Origin of the sequence: Stenotrophomonas sp. CFBP 13725 (assembly GCF_014841935.1) — a bacterium.
In the GTDB taxonomy this organism is placed as follows: Bacteria; Pseudomonadota; Gammaproteobacteria; order Xanthomonadales; family Xanthomonadaceae; genus Stenotrophomonas.
Genome location: NZ_JACYUV010000004.1, coordinates 174,442 through 189,090, shown reverse-complemented (window position 1 = coordinate 189,090; position 14,649 = coordinate 174,442). Strand labels below are relative to the sequence as shown.

The 14,649-nt window shown below is 64.0% G+C and carries 15 protein-coding genes and 1 riboswitch; of the genes, 4 read left to right on the top strand and 11 right to left on the bottom strand.

All coding sequences use genetic code 11. The features are described 5' to 3' along the window. Positions 1–17: 17 nt before the first annotated feature. Complete coding sequence (locus IFT65_RS08995; RefSeq protein WP_192081182.1) at positions 18–602, bottom strand: fimbrial protein; 585 nt, start codon at positions 600–602, stop codon at positions 18–20. Further along, the gene (locus IFT65_RS08990; protein WP_192081181.1) at positions 599–3,181 is read right to left on the bottom strand and encodes a fimbria/pilus outer membrane usher protein; all 2,583 of its coding nucleotides are present in this window, start codon (positions 3,179–3,181) and stop codon (positions 599–601) included. The genes IFT65_RS08995 and IFT65_RS08990 overlap by 4 nt, the downstream gene beginning before the upstream one ends. A 196-nt stretch (positions 3,182–3,377) precedes the next feature. Between IFT65_RS08990 and IFT65_RS08985 the strand changes: the two genes are divergently transcribed. Genes IFT65_RS08985 through IFT65_RS08975 form a run of 3 tightly spaced genes read left to right on the top strand, consistent with a single transcriptional unit; the run spans position 3,378 to position 5,778 of the window. After that, positions 3,378–3,929, top strand: coding sequence for a fimbrial protein (locus IFT65_RS08985; protein WP_192081180.1), 552 nt, complete (start codon positions 3,378–3,380; stop codon positions 3,927–3,929). Positions 3,930–3,965: 36 nt separating this feature from the next. Further along, positions 3,966–4,730, top strand: coding sequence for a fimbria/pilus periplasmic chaperone (locus IFT65_RS08980; RefSeq protein ID WP_192081179.1), 765 nt, complete (start codon positions 3,966–3,968; stop codon positions 4,728–4,730). A gap of 43 nt (positions 4,731–4,773) precedes the next feature. Continuing rightward, positions 4,774–5,778 carry a fimbrial protein gene (locus tag IFT65_RS08975; RefSeq protein ID WP_192081178.1) on the top strand — a complete coding sequence of 335 codons (1,005 nt, stop codon included), beginning with the start codon at positions 4,774–4,776 and terminating at the stop codon, positions 5,776–5,778. Positions 5,779–5,803: 25 nt separating this feature from the next. On the opposite strand, the gene thiL is transcribed toward IFT65_RS08975, so the two are convergent. The 5 genes from thiL to IFT65_RS08950 all read right to left on the bottom strand — a co-directional run bounded on the left by thiL (position 5,804) and on the right by IFT65_RS08950 (position 9,581). Beyond that, positions 5,804–6,766 carry a thiamine-phosphate kinase gene (gene thiL / locus IFT65_RS08970; RefSeq protein ID WP_192081177.1) on the bottom strand — a complete coding sequence of 321 codons (963 nt, stop codon included), beginning with the start codon at positions 6,764–6,766 and terminating at the stop codon, positions 5,804–5,806. Between the two features lie 91 nt (positions 6,767–6,857). Further along, positions 6,858–7,337, bottom strand: coding sequence for a transcription antitermination factor NusB (gene nusB, locus IFT65_RS08965; RefSeq protein WP_188326059.1), 480 nt, complete (start codon positions 7,335–7,337; stop codon positions 6,858–6,860). Beyond that, complete coding sequence (ribH, locus tag IFT65_RS08960; RefSeq protein WP_192081176.1) at positions 7,334–7,801, bottom strand: 6,7-dimethyl-8-ribityllumazine synthase; 468 nt, start codon at positions 7,799–7,801, stop codon at positions 7,334–7,336. Before ribH ends, nusB begins: the two co-directional genes overlap by 4 nt. An 80-nt stretch (positions 7,802–7,881) precedes the next feature. Further along, positions 7,882–8,982, bottom strand: coding sequence for a 3,4-dihydroxy-2-butanone-4-phosphate synthase (gene ribB / locus IFT65_RS08955; RefSeq protein ID WP_188326057.1), 1,101 nt, complete (start codon positions 8,980–8,982; stop codon positions 7,882–7,884). Further along, positions 8,979–9,581, bottom strand: coding sequence for a riboflavin synthase (locus tag IFT65_RS08950; RefSeq protein ID WP_192081175.1), 603 nt, complete (start codon positions 9,579–9,581; stop codon positions 8,979–8,981). Before IFT65_RS08950 ends, ribB begins: the two co-directional genes overlap by 4 nt. A gap of 74 nt (positions 9,582–9,655) precedes the next feature. Beyond that, positions 9,656–9,807: riboswitch (FMN riboswitch) on the bottom strand. 158 nt (positions 9,808–9,965) lie between these two features. Between IFT65_RS08950 and IFT65_RS08945 the strand changes: the two genes are divergently transcribed. Beyond that, positions 9,966–10,589 carry a hypothetical protein gene (locus tag IFT65_RS08945; protein ID WP_192081174.1) on the top strand — a complete coding sequence of 208 codons (624 nt, stop codon included), beginning with the start codon at positions 9,966–9,968 and terminating at the stop codon, positions 10,587–10,589. A gap of 106 nt (positions 10,590–10,695) precedes the next feature. Here the strand turns inward: IFT65_RS08945 and ribD are convergent, their stop codons facing one another. From ribD to IFT65_RS08925, 4 genes are all read right to left on the bottom strand, one after another. Further along, the gene (ribD, locus tag IFT65_RS08940) at positions 10,696–11,784 is read right to left on the bottom strand and encodes a bifunctional diaminohydroxyphosphoribosylaminopyrimidine deaminase/5-amino-6-(5-phosphoribosylamino)uracil reductase RibD (RefSeq protein ID WP_192081173.1); all 1,089 of its coding nucleotides are present in this window, start codon (positions 11,782–11,784) and stop codon (positions 10,696–10,698) included. Positions 11,785–11,800: 16 nt separating this feature from the next. Then, the gene (gene nrdR / locus IFT65_RS08935; protein ID WP_188326053.1) at positions 11,801–12,322 is read right to left on the bottom strand and encodes a transcriptional regulator NrdR; all 522 of its coding nucleotides are present in this window, start codon (positions 12,320–12,322) and stop codon (positions 11,801–11,803) included. A 142-nt stretch (positions 12,323–12,464) separates the two neighbouring features. Further along, the gene (gene glyA, locus IFT65_RS08930; protein ID WP_192081172.1) at positions 12,465–13,718 is read right to left on the bottom strand and encodes a serine hydroxymethyltransferase; all 1,254 of its coding nucleotides are present in this window, start codon (positions 13,716–13,718) and stop codon (positions 12,465–12,467) included. 270 nt (positions 13,719–13,988) lie between these two features. Next, positions 13,989–14,552 carry an RcnB family protein gene (locus tag IFT65_RS08925; protein ID WP_192081171.1) on the bottom strand — a complete coding sequence of 188 codons (564 nt, stop codon included), beginning with the start codon at positions 14,550–14,552 and terminating at the stop codon, positions 13,989–13,991. Between the last annotated feature and the right edge of the window lie 97 nt (positions 14,553–14,649).

The following is a 14,649-nucleotide window of genomic DNA, read 5'->3' as shown; positions in this document are numbered from 1 at the left end:
CGACGGCAAGCAGGGAATCATTCGTAGGTGGCAGTCACGGTGATATCCGCTTTGACATCGCCCGTGGTGAAGGGTGCCTTGTCAACGTGGTGATAGCCCACTTTGAACGGATAACTTGCCGTGGCAGTGGCGACGGTCAAGGTACGCGTATCGGTGGGTTTCAGAAGGACATCGAACTTTTCACCATCCTTCAGAACCAGTGAGATACCGGTCGCGCCCATGGGGCCAGCCTGATTCTTCCAGTAGTCCGTCCCATCGGCCATACCGGCGAAGGCCAGCTGCGCCTTGGTGACACCGACGCAATCGTCGAATTTCAACGCGCCGTCGGCCATGCCCAGGTCGCCGCCTTTAACGTCCCCGGCCTTGAGGGGTTTCAGAGTCACTGGATTAATGGTGAGCTTGCACGTGCCCGGGAGGATCTTGCCCGTCACGGTAAGTGTGGCTGTATCAGCCCGTGCAGGCACGGGATTGGCGATTATCGCGGCCAGCACGGACAGACAAGCAGTCCACTTGATGGAAGTACGTGAGTAAATCATAGGTATCTCTTCGGGTTGGGGTGAACGATCGGGATGGAACAGGCGGTGATGATTGAAGGCGCTCACCGCGTCGCCGTATCAGGCGCAGGAACACAGGTGCCCTGGCTCCAGGACAGGCCATAGATATCCGCAGCCTGGGGAAGCTGGTACTCAAGGCGGCAGCGCCGCGCCCCTTGCGCATCGACGATCAAGGCACCGCTTTCAGCAGCGCCCTGCAGTCGGATGACACTGCCTTGGCCGACGACCCCAATCGAGCGGCCGCTCTCGTCCTGCACCGTGGCGGCAAATGGCAGTGGCTGACCTTGGGCATCAACTGCATCGATGAAGAGGGTTCGCTGCCTGCGGACAAGGAACGGCACACGCACGATGCTGCCGGCCGTCGGGGCGACACGCTGCGAAGTCTGCAGCAGCTGCACATCCAGCGGCAGACCGGCAGGATCCAGCTCTATCTGGTTCCACCGATAGGGGCTGGCAGAGGGCATCACGGCATACCCATTGCGCCCAATCCGCAGCTCATGACCGCTGCGAACGTGTGCACCTGTGGCACCCACTGCCTGAACCAGGACGACGGTATCGCCCAGACTCTGGCCAAACGTCAGGCCATCGGCATGCAACACGATGCTGCCCGCAGCCGATACCTGCCACGTCTCGCGGCGGCCTTCCCGACCATACCCCGCCGACAAGGAACCTTGGCCGCCGTGATAGCTCGCATGGGTATCCAGTAACCGGGACGATCCGACACTGCCCGCCGAGGCGTCGTAGTTCAGCTCGTTACGCGCCCCGGATGCGCCTGACAGGCGTATCTGCGAACGCGCATTTGAGCCGGGACTGAAATGTCCGGAAACGTGATGCCTGCTGGCAGGGGTCCCTAGCGGCATGCTGATGAAAAACGAACAGCGCGTGTCCACCTCACCTTCGCCATGGTGGTAGCGCAGCGCGGTGATCGAGTAGTTCACGCTTCCGATGCGCCCGCTGAAACCTGCCTGCAGATCGGTACGGGCGGCCTCCCGTCCATAGCTGACGAACAGCGAGCTGTGATCTGCAAGGCGTTGCGACAGGTTCACCTGAAGCCGCTGCAGTCCCGCCTCATGCCGTTCCGGTGCAGGCAGCGCAGTGGACGGCGACAGCGGGGCCGGCCAGAGATCGATCAGGCCACGCGAGGCCGCCCCACTGGAATGCCACGCGGTCACGCCCACGCCCGTTCCTGGACCGGGAAACAGGCGCTGGTAGTTGATACGGTAGCTTTGCCCTCGTTCTACGCCACCACGACGCCGCACGTGTGTATCCCGGGCGTCCAGGCCGATAGCGCCCAGCGCGGTGTTGAACGCGGTGCCAACGAGAAACGTCTTCTGCCGGGATGAGAGCTGGAATCCAGACAACAGCGTCAACCGGTTATCCAGGCCACGGCCGAAGGTGGCTTCGATGAATTCCGTTGGCAGAGTGCCGATGCTGGAATAGGGATCGAGCCGTCCCGCAACGACGCTGAATTCCTGTACGCCAGGACGCAATGCCTGTGGAACCGCCGAAAATGGCACCCGGAAGCTGTGGGTCTGCCCGCCCGCCTCGGTGACACTGACATCAAGATCACCGGCACCGCCTCCCGCAACCAGATCCTCAATGATGAAAGGGCCAGGGGGCACCACCAACTCACGGATCAACCTGCCGTTCTGACGGATGCTGACCGTGGCAGTGCTCTGCGCTACGCCTTTGACCACGGGTGCATAGCCCTCCAGCGAATCTGCCAGCATCCTTCTGTCACTGGCGATACGGAGACCCGTGTACGCAACGCTGTCGAAGAGGTACCCGGGCGTGAACTCCTGCCCAACTTGGAGGCGAGTGCCGCTGTTTGGCAGGTCGCGCTGCAGCGACGTCCGGCCGTCCCGCCAGCGTGAACCGCCGGCCGCATGGGTGAACCAGCCATCGTGGCGCAGGCGCCACGACCCCATGTTGAAGCCCATTCGCGTGCCTATGGAGAGCACGGACTCTCTTTGCACCCCCCTCTGCTGTAACTGGTAATCGATGAAGCCCGCCGTGATGCCCTGTTCCCGCGATGCCAGAGGAACTTGGCCGCCAGGCAACGATGCCATGGCCGCCTGCGGAATGCTGATGACCAGCTGCAGTTCGGCTTCGTCGTACTGTACAGAGGCCCCATCGATCCACCGGGGAAGATCCACGCACTGCACATCTTCGGGCAGATCCTGCAGGAACTTCGCTTTCACCCCCATCCCGCGGACCAGCGATGCGCTCACGCAGGGCATGGCCGCGCTGTCTGGAGAATCCGCAACAAAGGTGACGCTTTCCTGGCGCAGTAACTGGCCATTGACCATCACATCCAGCACATAGATCCCGGGCTTGACGGAACCGCTTTCGAAATGGCCCAGAGCATCCGCTGCATCGCCGACCAGAAATCCGGGGCTGAAACGCGGAGATGCGGCCGTTGCCGCCGCCATGCAGAATGCATTTGACGATAGATAAGCAGCAGCCACGATGTGACGCCAGTGAGGTCTGCCCTTTGGCAGGAAATGGGAAATTGAAACCATATCGCGCATGACGTCCGCAGGAGGAAGGCGAAGGTGTACGCACCAGGGCGCCAATGAACGCTTCGACGAGGCGACATGGTGCGTGGCGGCGAATCCGTCATACATGGGGAAATCTGCACAAAATCAGCGGCATTACCTATCGCTGATTACATTTATATAGGCAGTTGCCTGCCGCACTACGGCTGGGACACTTTCAATCTACTGTCACGAACATCGTGTGGCGTTCAATAAAGTCTTCCTATGTAAATACACATATCTCCTGATACTCGGCACAGAGGGGCATAAATGAAACTGGCATTTCGTGATCGCCCCTTCCCCGCAGGACACCCTGAAGCCGATGAAAATCCGAGCGTCTCTCACGCTGCCAGCTCTGCTATGCACGGGGCTCGCCTTTCCGTGCGCGGCAACACCTCTTGAGATCACCGGCGAAGTGACCGCAAGCACCTGCCTCGTCAACGACTCCAACGGCCCCATCCACATCAATCTCGGGCGCACCTCACTCTCCAGAATCAACTCCCTCACCCGGCGCGACGACACGGCGTTCGCCATAACGGTCAGTTGCCCGGGTTCGACAGGCGCGCAGCAGATCGGTCTGCAGCTGACTGGCCCTGCCGACCCGGTGACGGGGGCCATCGCGCTGGATGGCCCTTCATCGGCGACCCGGATTGGGGTCGCCATCCTCACCGGCCAAGGTGAAAAACTGCGCATGGACGAGCAGCCGATCACTCTGGTGAACGTGCCCGCCGGCGGTCAGCGGCAGCTGGATTTCATCGCCGCGCTCGTCCCTCTAGGTAATGGCGCCACTGCAGGCTCGGTGCACGCTCGCGCTGAGCTCACGCTGATCTATCGCTGAAACCCATCCCCTTCCCTGTTTCTGGAGACTCTCTCCATGCACTACCTCTCCCGCTCCGCGTTGGCAGCTCCCCTGTTGATGCTGGCAACTGCTGCGCCTCCCGCATCGGCCGCGGTCACCATCGAGGGCACCCGCATCGTCGTTGACGGCAGTCTTCATCGCGATACGACGGTAAGGATCAGCAACGATGGCAGCGCGCCCGCAATGACCCAGGCCTGGATCGACACCGGCGACAGCAGCGCCGCTCCTGAACGATTGAAAGTGCCTTTCCGCATCACGCCCGCAGGGCCTCGCGTGATACAGCCCAGCGCGTCGCACATGTTTCGCATCACTTACGCACCACGCCCCTCCGAAGCACTGCCGACAGATCGCGAATCGGTGCTTTACTTCAATCTCCTGGATATTCCTCCCGAACAGGAGGACACCACCGAGCAGAACCTCTTGCGGTTCGCTGTCCGCTCGCGCATCAAACTGTTCTACCGGCCCCCTGGCCTGCCGGGCACCGCCGCCGCCGCTGCGGGTTCCCTGCGCTGGCAGATTCAGAACGAGGGAGGCACCCGCTGGCTGACCGCTACCAACCCGGGGCCTTTCCACGTGACAGTGACAAAGATCTCCGTGAACGACACCACTGAACTGGAGGCCAGCATGATTCCACCGCACGGCCAGCACCGCACGGCGCTCCCCCCCGGATCGGCGGCCTCTGACCGGGTGAGCTTCTCCTGGCTGGACGACTATGGCGCGCTGCGGGATCAACAATCTCCGGTGCAGGTGCAGCGCGTTTCCGCTGAAGACTCACGGTAACGAAAGCCCCCTCCGCCGCCCCGACCACTAAATGATTACGTCTATGTCCCGCCTCGAAACAGCGTCGAAACCCCGATTATTTCTGGCCCTGGCGTCCGTCAGCATGTTGGCCTCCACGAGCGCGCTCGCCTGCAGCGTGCACGGCGCCGACACCTTCGACAGTTCCATCACAGTCCAGAACGAACTTGCCCGTGATGTTGCACTGACCGAGTGGCGGGGCCTCGTGGAAATGGGGCCAGACATAAGTCCCTGTGCGCGCACTGACAGCCTGGGATTGATTACGGTTACGAAGATGAAACAGCTGTCTCTCGTCCGTTACATCACTGTGGATGGTCAGCGATACCCGGCCTACGGCTGGAATTCTGCAAGTCCACTGATCGTATTCCGAGCCTACAAGAGCGCTGCTGCGTCCTCGAATACCCCCACGCCGCTTACCGCCAATGAAACCAACCGTTACACCGCTACAACCAGCAAGATCAGTGTGGGTGGCGGCGAGTATGTAACCATCAGGATGCACTACAAACTGTTCTCGCGCGGCGGCCCAATGAACGGCGTCGAGTCCAACATACTCAAAGCGTATACCTATCGTGCGGGAGGTACAGATAAAGGGAACATCGAACATACGTTATCACTCGCGATATCCATACCTCGATTGACCTGTCGCCTGGACAATGTCACGGTCGCGTTGCCAGACATGCGTGCCAGCGAACTTCCGGTCGTTCACAGCGACGCCGGGACACGACAATTCCAGGTGATGATGGACTGCCCGTCAGACCGCGTTCCCGTCCAGCTGACCCTGAACGATGCGGGCGCCGCCACCAATACCGGTAGTGAGCTGACGCCAAGCGCAGGATCTACTTCCAAGGGCGTCGCCGTGCAGTTGCTTCGTGACGGCAAGCCGGTGACCTTCGGCGAAACGTGGAAACATTCGAACGTTCGTGCGGGTGCCAACGCCATACCCTTTGCCGCTCGTTATCTGCGGACCGGAGATGACCTGTCAGCGGGCACCTTGGAGGGAAAGGCGATACTGAGAGCCGACTATCAGTGATCGCATGCGTCGCCGGACGGCCCGCCTATGAGAAATGTTCATACCCACGCGGACCCGAGTAACCCTCGCAGTGCACGCCTGTCCCGGTGGATACCGCGCCAATAAGAGTCAGGGGGGGTGACACCCCCCGGGAAAGGCTGCCCAGGGTGGTTCGTAGCGAGCGCGGTGCCGTAAAGCAGAGCTCATAGTCATCGCCACCGTGCAAAGCACAGCGCAGCGCGCCGTCATCTCCAAGGGCACGACGCAAGGGCACAGACAACGGGATTTGTGTGACATCCACCCTCACCGCTACGTCGCTGCTTTCCGCAATATGCCCGAGGTCGGCCAGCAGGCCGTCGGAAACATCCACGGCAGCGCTCGCTGACCCCCGCAGCGCCAGTCCCAGCGCTATCCGCGGCGTCGGCCGCAACAGACGCTGGCGCAGGAACTCGATGGTCGGATCGGGTGTGATACGGGTGACATCGAGCTCGCCGCGTTTCCATAGCTGCAACGCACCCGCCGCGTCGCCCAGCGTGCCGCTGACCCAGACATCGTCGCCCGCCTGCGCGCCGTCGCGGCGCAGTGCCTGGCCGTGCGGCACCTGACCGAACGCAGTGACCGAGAGCGACAGTGGGCCGCGCGTGGTATCGCCGCCGATCAGCCGCCAATCGTGCGCGTCCGCCAGCGCGAAGAAGCCGTCGGCGAACGCGTCGATCCACTCCGCTTCCGCACTTGGCAGCGATAACGCCAACGTGCCCCATGCCGGTGTTGCGCCCATGGCGGCCAGATCGGAAAGATTGACCGCCAGCGTCTTCCAACCGATATCGGCCGGCCGGGTTTCGGCGGGAAAGTGCACGCCACTGTTGAGCGTATCGGCGGTTACCGCCAGCCAGTGACCCGCCAGCGGCTGCAGCAGCGCCGCATCGTCGCCGATGCCGAGCACGATGTCATCGCGCCCCTTGCTGCGGGCGCGGATACGTTCGATCAGGGCAAATTCGGCGAGTGACATGGGGCTCCGAGGGTGCGGCCCCATGACCGGCTGGGCTGGCGAGCCGCGCTGTAGGGTTGCCGCCGAGCGTGGCTCGGCGCTACCACATCGGTCAGTGACCGCTTTCGGTCTTGCGCCACTCGATCGCGGCGCGATCCAGCACACCGTTGACGAAGGTGTGGCCGTGTTCGGAACCGAAGCGCTTGGCCGACTCGATGGCTTCGTTGATCACCACACGGTACGGAATGTCGGCGCGGAAACGCAGCTCGTACGCCGACAGGCGCAGCACCGCGCGTTCGATCGCATCCACTTCCTCGACACTACGATCCAGGAACAGGGACAACGCCTCATCCAGATCCCGACGGTTGTCCAGCACGCCGTGCACCAGCGCCTCGAAGTAAGCCAGATCGGCCACCTCGCGCGCCTGTTCGTGGGCGAACTGGGCGACCAGCGACTGGCCATTGCCGCCGGAAATCTGCCACGCATAGATGGCCTGTACCGCACGGCGGCGCGCGCGCGAGCGCAGCACCGGATCCACGCCATCACGGCGTACGGGTCTGCCGGACGGCCTGCCCTGGGTGGTCTTGTTCATGGCAGTTGCTCCAGAAGATTGGTCATTTCCAATGCCGCCAAGGCGGCTTCCTCGCCCTTGTTGCCGTGGCTGCCACCGGCACGCGCTTCGGCATCCTCGGCACGCTCCACCGCCAGCACGCCATTGAGCACCGGCACGCCGAAATCCAGCTGCACGCGCATCAGGCCTTCGGCACAACGGTCGGCCACGTGTTCGTAATGACGCGTGTCACCGCGGATCACGCAGCCCAGGGTCAGGATGGCCGCGTGCTGATGTGCAGCGGCCAGACGTGCGGCGACCAAGGGGATTTCCCAGGCGCCCGGAACGCGGATCACATCCACTTCGCTTTCTGCGACGCCGTTGCCGGCCAATGCCTGACGGGCACCGGTGACCAGCGCGTCGGTGATGCGGGCATTCCAGCGGCTGGCCACGATGGCGAAGCGCGCCGATCCGGGAGAGCGAAGATCGCCTTCGAAATGGCTCATGGGGAGTTGGGGGACCTGAGTGGGGGGTAAGTTTACCGTGTACGGGCTGCCGCCGTGCGTGGCGGCAGCCGCGGGTTACCTCAACAGCCGACGGTTTCCACTACCTCCAGCCCATAACCTGCCAGACCGATCTGCCGGCGCGGCGTGCCCAGCACCCGCAGCTTGCCCAACCCGAGGTCGGACAGGATCTGCGCGCCAGCTCCGTTACGCCGCCACTGGCTTACATCTTTGTCCTTGCCCGGCGTGACCGGCTGCGGCTGCTGGCGCAGGCGATACAGCAGCGTCTCGCTGTCACGCGGGGCCGACAGCACCACCATCACCCCGCTGTCGGCGGCCGCGATCGCGCGCAGCGCGTCGGTGGCGGCGACACCGAAATCATCGCGTCGCCAGTGCAGCAGGTCGGCCAGTGGGTTTTCCACCTGCACCCGCACCAGCGTCGGCGTCTGCGCGTCGGGGGTGCCCCGTACGAGTGCGAAATGCAGGTCGTGGGCGATCCGGTCGCGGTACGTCACCAGCGTGAAGCCGCCGAACTCGGTCTCGATCTCACGCTCGTCAACGCGCTCTACCGTCTTCTCCGTCGCCAGGCGATAGGCGATCAGGTCGGCGATGGAGCCCATCTTCAAGCCATGTTCGCGGGCGAAGACTTCCAGTTCAGGGCGACGCGCCATGCTGCCATCGGGGTTGAGGATTTCCACCAGCACACCGGCCGGCTCCAGCCCTGCCAGCATCGCCAGGTCCACGCCCGCTTCGGTATGACCGGCGCGGGTGAGCACGCCGCCGGGCTGGGCAATCAACGGGAAGATATGGCCCGGCTGATGCAGGTCCGATGCTTTGGCATCGGGCTTCACCGCCGTGCGGATGGTATGGGCACGGTCATAGGCCGAGATACCGGTGGTAACTCCCTCCGCCGCCTCGATGCTGACCGTGAAATTGGTCTGGAACTGGGCGGTGTTCGCCTGCACCATCGGCGCCAGGCCCAGATCAGCGGCACGCTCACGGGTGAGCGGCAGGCACACCAGGCCACGGCCATGGGTGACCATGAAATTGATGTCGCTCGGCTTGACCAGCTCGGCGGCCATGATCAGGTCGCCTTCGTTTTCGCGGTCTTCGTCATCCACGATGACCACCATGCGGCCCAGACGGATGTCTTCCAGGATCTCGGGAATGGGGGCGAAGTTCATGCGCGTGCTCCTTCACCCAGCAGACGCTCGACATAGCGCGCGACCAGGTCGATTTCCAGGTTTACCGCGCTGCCGACGGTGCTGGCGGCGAAGGCGGTGTGCGAAACGGTGTGCGGGATCAACGCGACCTCGAAGCCCTCGTCATCCACCTCGTTCACCGTCAGACTCACGCCGTCGACGCAGATCGATCCCTTCTTGGCGATATACCGCCGCAGCGCCTTCGGTGCGGCAAAGCGCCAACGCTGGGCGCGCGCGTCTTCATGGATGGACAGCACCTGCCCCAGCCCGTCAACGTGGCCGCTGACCAGATGCCCGCCGAGGCGATCGGTCGGACGCATCGCGCGCTCCAGATTGATGACCGCCCCTTCCGCCAGGCTGCCCAGCGTCGTCAGCCCAAGGGTTTCAGTCGACGCATCGGCCTGGAAGGTCTGCGCATCGAATGCGATGACCGTCAGGCATACCCCGTTGATGGCGATGCTCTCGCCCAGCTGCACGCTGTCGAAGGGCAGGCTGCCGACGTGGAAAGTGAAGCGGACATCGCCGCCGAGGGTTTCGCGCGCGGCCAGACGGCCGACGCCTTCAATGATTCCAGTAAACAAGAACGTTCTCCGCGGGTAGTGAGCGAAAAACGCCGCAAGGCAAACAGGTACGCACGGAGCATCACGCCCCGTGGCACCGTCTTCTTTCATCCGGACTATCACCGTCGGCTCCGGCATCGAACCGGATCTGCTGACCTCCTGCCCAAGGTGGACCGGAGCGCTCGCGGGCTCATGCCCGAAGGCACCTACCGCCGGTGGGGAATCGCACCCCGCCCTGAAGACGTTTGTATACCGGCGAACCGGCGCAGGCATTCTAACAGGCCTGCCTGAAGGCTCGCTTTTTGTAAAAGATTCATTAAAATGCCGCCGAGCGCGACAACGACGTCGCCCCGGGTAGCTGTACCGGCTGCCTGCAATGGAACGCTGACTCAAGGATTCACACGCATGCGCAAGATGCTGCTGGCCGCCTCCCTGCTCGCCCTGTCGCCGTTGTCGGCCCTCGCCGCCGATGGCCTGAGCTACACCTACGCCGAAGCCGGCTGGACCCAGTTCAAGGTCAACGACGACCTGCTGGACGATCCCAAGGTGGACGGTGGCTACGTCCGCGGCTCCTTCGCCATTGCACCGCAGGTCTATCTGTTCGGTGCCTGGTCGCAGGTGTCCAAGTCCTACGGCTTCACCGGCGGCAGCATCAAGCTGGAGCTGGACCAGCCGGAACTGGGCATCGGCTACAACATGGGCATGAGCGACCGCGTCGACTTCACCGCGGACATCGCCTGGGTCCGCCAGAACGCCAAGGTGACGCTGAAGCAGACCGGCTTCGCCACCGTCAGCGACAAGGACCACACCAATGCAGCCCGCGGCATGTTCGGCGTGCGCGGCAAGCCGTCGGCACGCACCGAAGCGTGGCTGAAGGGTGGCTACATGGATGGCAGCGACATGGACGGCACCTGGGTCGGCAACGTCGGTGGCCAGATCAACCTCACCCCGATGTGGGGCGTGGTGGGTGAAGTGCAGGTCATCGAAGACGTGACCCAGTACTCGGCCGGTATCCGCGCCAGCTTCTGATCCGCGCGATCATCAGGCGTTTCTGACGGCTTCCTTCGGGAAGCCGTTTTTGTTTCTGTCGCGCGCGCAGAACCTGCGTTGCGGGTGCCGTGGTGCCAAAGGGCGATCAGCCCGCAGGGCGCAACCGCAGCCGCAGATCGGTCCCCACCTGGCATTGATCGATCAGCTGCAGGCGGTGCTGCTGTTGCATGGCGTGCACGCCAAGGCCTGCAAACAACGGCAGGCCATGCTCGCCGAGCAGGGTCGGCGCCTGGTAAAGCAGCAATTCGTCCACCCAGCCGCCTGCCATCAAAGCACCTGACAGGGTCGCGCCGGCTTCCGTATGCAGTTCGTTGATGCCACGCGCGCCGAGCAGCGCCAGCACCGCCGCCAGGTTCAGGCGGCCGCCGACGCACGGCACGCTGGCAAACTGCGCATCGGCCGCATCGGGTGCGCTGATGGCGGGGTCATGCAGGTACAGCGTCGGCGCCGGGCCTTCGCGCACGCGCGCGCATTCCAGCGAGCGGAGTTGGGCATCCAGCACCACGCGCAACGGCGGCAGCACCTCGGTGTCGGCCAGACGCACCGTCAGCTGCGGGTCGTCGGCGAGCACCGTGGAGGCGCCGGTCAGGATCGCGCCAGCCCGTGCACGCCAATGCTGCACGTCTTCACGTGCGGCAGCGCCGGTTATCCATTTGGACGTGCCGTCCGCCATCGCCGTGCGACCATCCAGGCTGGCCGCGAGCTTGACCCGCACCCACGGGCGGCCGCGTTCCACACGCGACAGGAAGCCACGGTTCAATTCACGTGACTGCGCGCCCATCAGCCCCTCGCTGACCACGATGCCCGCCGCACGCAGCAGATCGAATCCACCGCCATCGACCTGCGGGAAGGGGTCACGCATGGCCGCCACGACATGCGTGATGCCCGCTTCGATCAGCGCGAGCGCACACGGCGGCGTGCGACCGTAGTGGGCGCACGGCTCCAAGGTGACATAGGCCGTGGCGCCGCGTGCCTGTTCGCCCGCTTCGCGCAGGGCGAATACCTCGGCATGTGGTCCGCCAGCGCGCTGGTGCCAGCCCTGCCCGACCACCCGCTCGCCATGGGCGATCACGCAGCCCACCATCGGGTTGGGTCGGGCGGTGTAGGCAGCGCGCTCCGCCAACCGCAAGGCGGTCGCCATGTGCAGATGATCGAGGGCAGAGAAACCGGTCATGCAGCGCCGGTCCCGCTCAGCTCTTCTTTTTCTTGGTCAGGGCGATCACATCACCCAGCAACTGCAACTGCTCGGTGCTGGCGGGCAGTTCACGCTCCAGCTTTTCGATTTCCTCGCGGAAATCGGCCACATCGCCGAAGCTGCGGTACACCGACGCGAAACGGACATAGCCAACATGGTCCAGCTTGCGCAGCTCGTTCATCACGAACTCGCCGACGCGGATGGAGGGCACTTCGCGCTCGCCGCAGATCCGTAGCTGGTGCACCACCGCACGTACCGCTGATTCGATCTTTTCTTCCGGCACCGGTCGCTTCTGCAGCGCGCGGTCAAAGCCGGCGCGGACCTTGCGCGCCTCGAATGCCTCGCGGCTGCCGTCACCCTTGATGATGGTCGGCAGCTTGAGCTCGATGGTTTCCAGGGTGCTGAAGCGCTCGTTGCAGGCCTCGCACTCACGCCGGCGGCGGATCGTCGCACCGTCTTCAGAGACGCGCGAATCAATCACCCGGGTATCGGCATGTTGGCAGAACGGACAATGCATGGAGCGCCTTGCGTAGTGGAAACGTCATGCCGTGGTCATGGCAGCGTCGCCACGGTACTGGAGATGGCCATGCGCGGCAAACCGCGAGGCCCTGCAACGCCGGGAAGGGCGCGGCAGGGCATGCAGTCACCGATGCACGGGCTCAGCCGTAGACCGGGTACCTGCGGCACTGCGCACTCACCGCATCGCGCACCCGCGCGATCACCGCATCGTCGGCCGGTGCGTCGAGCACGTCGGCGATCCAGTTGGCCAGGTCGACGCAATCCTGTTCGACGTACCCGCGGGTGGTCACCGCCGGCGTACCCAGGCGCAGGCCCGAGGTCACGAACGGTGAACGCGGATCGTTCGGCACCGAGTTCTTGTTCACCGTGATATGCGCCTTGCCCAGCGCCGCCTCGGCGTCCTTGCCGGACACCTCTTTGCCGATCATGTCCACCAGCATCAGGTGGTTCCGGGTACCGCCGGACACGATCTTGTAGCCACGGGCGATCAGCGTATCGGCCATCGCCTGGGCGTTCTTCACCACCTGCTGCTGATAGGTGGTGAACGAGGGCTCAAGCGCTTCCTTGAACGCAACGGCCTTGGCCGCGATCACGTGCATCAGCGGGCCACCCTGAATGCCCGGGAAGACGATCGACTGCAGCTTCTTGACCAGTTCCTCACTGGCACCCTTGGCGATGATGATGCCGCCACGCGGCCCACGCAGCGTCTTGTGGGTGGTGGAGGTGACCACATGCGCGTGCGCCAGTGGGCTGGGATAGACGCCCGCAGCGACCAGACCGGCCACATGGGCCATGTCCACGAAGAGGTAGGCGCCCACCTTGTCGGCGATGGCGCGGAAACGCGCCCAGTCCACGATCTGCGAATAGGCCGAGAACCCGGCGACCACCATCTTCGGCTTGTGTTCGACGGCCAGTCGCTCGACTTCGTCGTAATCGATCAGGCCCTGATCGTTCACACCGTACTGCACCGCATTGAACAGCTTGCCGGAGGCATTCACCTTGGCACCGTGGGTCAGGTGACCGCCGTGGGCCAGGCTCATGCCCAGGATGGTGTCGCCCGGCTGCAGCAGCGCGAAGTAGACCGCCTGGTTGGCCTGCGAGCCGCTGTGCGGCTGCACGTTGGCGTAATCCGCGCCGTACAGTTGCTTCAGGCGGTCGATGGCCAGCTGTTCGGCGATGTCCACATACTCGCAGCCACCGTAGTAGCGCTTGCCCGGATACCCTTCGGCGTACTTGTTGGTCAGCTGGCTGCCTTGGGCTTCCATCACCAGGGGGCTGGCGTAGTTCTCGCTGGCGATCAGCTCGACGTGATCTTCCTGGCGCTGGGCCTCGTCGGCGATGGCCTTGGCCAACTCGGGATCGTAGCTTTCGATTCGGGCATCGCGCGGGAACATCGGTTTCTCCGGGGGCAGGCAGGAAAGGAACGGCAAGACCGCAATTGTAGTCCGTGCGCTGCGGGTCTCAAAACGGACCACGGATGCGCACGACGCCGTTCCTGATCCAGGGTCACCGCGGAATGCGCGTCTCGAGCGTGGCGAGGCGTTGGAGCCGCAGCGCGAGCCTGCTCGTGCCCGCCCACTCGTCGCATGGCGCTGTACGCAGAACGGCGCCCCCAAGAGGCGCCGTTCTGCAGGCTGCAGCCCTCAGCCCGTCAGGCCATCAGCTCAGCGGTTGTTGATGACGAAGTCCGCCAGGATCCCCGTTGCGATGGCAACCAGCAGCAGGTTGCCGCGGTCATCGCGCACCCAGTGGTGTCCACGCGGCGGGCGACGGACGTGGTAGCTGTTGTAGTCATTCACCACGTAGATCGGGCCACGGTAGTAATCCCGATACCGGTGGCCGACCTGCCAACCGTAACCCGGACCGTGCCCATAAGCGGGGCGGTACGCGGGGCGGTACGCAGGGCCGTAAGCGGGGCGGTATGCCGGGCGATACACCACGCGCGGCGGGGGCGCCGGACGGTAGTAACCCGCGTGACGTCGATCATCCCGCCACTCACGGCGATCATGGCGATCATGGCGATCATGGCGACGATCATCGCGCCAGTCCCGGCGCGTTTCACGGCGGTCGTTGCGGTGGTCACGGCGGTCATCGCGACGATCGTCCCGCCATTCACGGCGATCGCGATCATGGCCGCGGTGGCGGTCATTGTCGGCGAAGGCGGGCGCGACAGCGCCCAAGGCCAGCAGGGAGGCCACGGCACCGGCCACAAGTCGATTGATGCGCATGCGTGGACTCCTACCTGCTGGGTGATGTTTCCCATAATGCGCATCGCATATGAACCGTTTCCCGCTGGAAACGGTTCCCCTTCATCGTGACCCATGC